This window comes from Oleiphilus sp. HI0061, assembly GCF_001635675.1.
The window spans coordinates 1-2293 of record NZ_LWFE01000722.1; the positions used below are offsets into that span (position 1 = coordinate 1).

Sequence of the window (2293 nt, forward strand, 5' to 3'; positions counted from 1 at the left end):
TGCCGCAGATGTCCTTTCAAGCGGATGGAATAAGCAGGTGACACAATTGGGTCTTAGCGGAATGACGCTTAATTTAATGCTTAACTCAGTGCTAGAAGAGAACCCGGACGGCTTGAATCTTTATTTTGAGGCTGGACACTTTCGTTTGCTAAATCCAAGTCATGAAGGGCGGATTCGTGAATCATTGAGTAAAGAAGTGGCACAAGGGCGAAATATTACTTTCTTCGAGGGCTTAAAGCCCGAACACGAGTCGCCGATGATGTGGCGTGAACGCGTGAAAGCGGAAATGGGGGAGCAAGCAAAACTGAGTGTTGAAAATGACCCCTATGTCCAACAGATGATTAGAGAGTTTGATGGTGTGTTGATTGAAAATAGCATTAAAGCTTTAGGGCAGATTATTTAATAAAATATGATCGCGTGCAGTTGCCTTCTGAAGACGCTCTGCACAATAGTAAGTGGAGAAAAATATGATTGGTGGAAACTTGGGCGATATTATGAAGCAAGCCCAAAAAATGCAAGAAGAGCTTCAAAAGCAGCAAGAAGAAGCTGCGAATGCAGAAGTGATGGGTGAATCCGGTGCTGGCTTGGTGAAGGTTGTGATGAATGGTCGTCATGATGTTATTAAGGTTGAGCTAGATGACACTGTGTTGAGTGAAGATAAAGAGTTTTTGGAAGATTTACTTGCTGCAGCAGTAAATGATGCGGTAAGAAGGATCGAAGAAAAGAACAAAAATGCAATGTCAGGCTTAGCGGAAGGTATGGGCTTCCCTCCTGGCTTCAAAATGCCGTTCTAACGATCGACTTTTAATGCAATTGTGGATGAAATAAGAGTATGACTTTCGGTCCTGTTATTGATGAGCTGATTGAGTCACTAAGAGTTTTGCCTGGAGTAGGGCAGAAGTCTGCCCAGCGAATGGCTCTGTCGCTGTTGGATGAAAAACCCAATGGTGCCCAGCGTTTGGCTAATTCCTTGTCGCATGCTTTGGAAGCAGTAGGCGAGTGTGTGGGGTGTCGAACCTTAAGTGAAAGTGAGTATTGTCATATCTGTCAGGACGCTCAGCGGGAACACAACACTTTATGTGTTGTCGAATCTCCCTCTGATTTGATCGCGATTGAACAGACACATCAGTTTAAGGGTGTGTACTTCGTATTGAAAGGTAGCTTGTCACCACTTGATGGTAAAGGTCCTGCAGAGATCGGCATTCCAGCTTTAATGGATCGAGTCAGCTCATTGTCAGCCAAGGAAATAATATTGGCTACAAACCCAACCGTTGAAGGTGAAGCAACGGCTCATTACATTGCTGAAGTGTTTAGTGAGTCTGATGTACTCATTACGCGCTTAGCGCATGGTATTCCTCTAGGTGGGAATCTTGGTTATGTTGATGGTGGGACGCTTAGTCATGCCTTTTCCGGGCGCAAGCCTGTTATTGAAGAAGGTTGATTAAATGAGTGTCCAGATTATTAATGATGCAGCAGCGCTTACTGAGGCTATAAAGCTTTGTTTAAATGAAACTGTCGTTGCAATCGATACCGAATTTATGCGAACCAACACCTATTTCGCAGCACCGGGTCTCATACAGATTGCAGCAGGCGAGCACGTCTACCTGATTGACCCTTTGGAAGTAGATGATCTCAGTTTGTTAGCGCCTTTGCTAGAAAGTGAGTCAGTGGTCAAGGTCTTGCATTCGATGAGTGAAGATATTGAGCTTTTGTTTCATTCGACGGGTGCGCGCATCAAAGCCGCGTTTGATACCCAGTTGGCGGCAGCATTTTTGGGTTTAGGGCCGTCGCTTGGTTACCAAAAGCTTGTGCAAGAGGTGCTTGGGCATGAGCTAGACAAGTCTGAAACGCGCTCCGACTGGCTGCGTCGCCCTTTGTCTGATAGCCAGTTAGCTTATGCTGCGAAAGATGTTGAGTATTTGCTGACGCTTTATTCTGAGCTGCAGGCACAGCTTTCAGCCAAGTCTTTTATGGCAGCGGTATTAGAAGAAAGTGCTTCATTGGTTCAGCAGTTTTTTCAGTCTTGGGATGCACCAGAGAATGCTTATTTGAAGCTGCGTGGTGGCTGTGAGCTTAAAAAGGTGGATCAGTCTTTACTAAAAACGCTGGTTATGTGGCGTGATGACTTGGCACAATCAAAAAATATTCCTAAACCTTGGGTGTTTTCAGATACAAGTTTGATTCAAATTGCTGAAACACATCCAGAAGTTTTGTCTGACCTGAAGCGTATTAAAGATATTCAGCATAAATCTATTCGCCGATATGGCGAGGAATTGTTGGAAATAATTGCGGA

Annotated in this window: 4 protein-coding genes; all 4 read left to right on the top strand. The window is 44.6% G+C overall.

Annotation, left to right across the window (positions count from 1 at the left end):
• Window positions 1-403: DNA polymerase III subunit gamma/tau C-terminal domain-containing protein (locus A3735_RS09020; protein WP_197485784.1), on the top strand; the 403-nt coding region annotated here is incomplete at its 5' end.
• A 64-nt stretch (window positions 404-467) separates the two neighbouring features.
• Window positions 468-794, top strand: a complete 327-nt coding sequence (locus A3735_RS09025) for a YbaB/EbfC family nucleoid-associated protein (protein WP_068507357.1) — start codon at window positions 468-470, stop codon at window positions 792-794.
• A 38-nt stretch (window positions 795-832) separates the two neighbouring features.
• The gene (recR, locus tag A3735_RS09030; protein ID WP_068514766.1) at window positions 833-1441 is read left to right on the top strand and encodes a recombination mediator RecR; all 609 of its coding nucleotides are present in this window, start codon (window positions 833-835) and stop codon (window positions 1439-1441) included.
• Window positions 1442-1445: 4 nt separating this feature from the next.
• Window positions 1446-2293 (top strand): HRDC domain-containing protein (locus A3735_RS09035; RefSeq protein ID WP_068637960.1); only part of this gene is annotated, 848 nt, incomplete at its 3' end.

Excerpts from the sequence above, each read along its gene's own strand:
- A3735_RS09025 (WP_068507357.1), top strand. The coding sequence starts at position 468 with ATGATTGGTGGAAACTTGGGCGATATTATGAAGCAAGCCCAAAAAATG.
- recR (WP_068514766.1), top strand. The coding sequence starts at position 833 with ATGACTTTCGGTCCTGTTATTGATGAGCTGATTGAGTCACTAAGAGTT.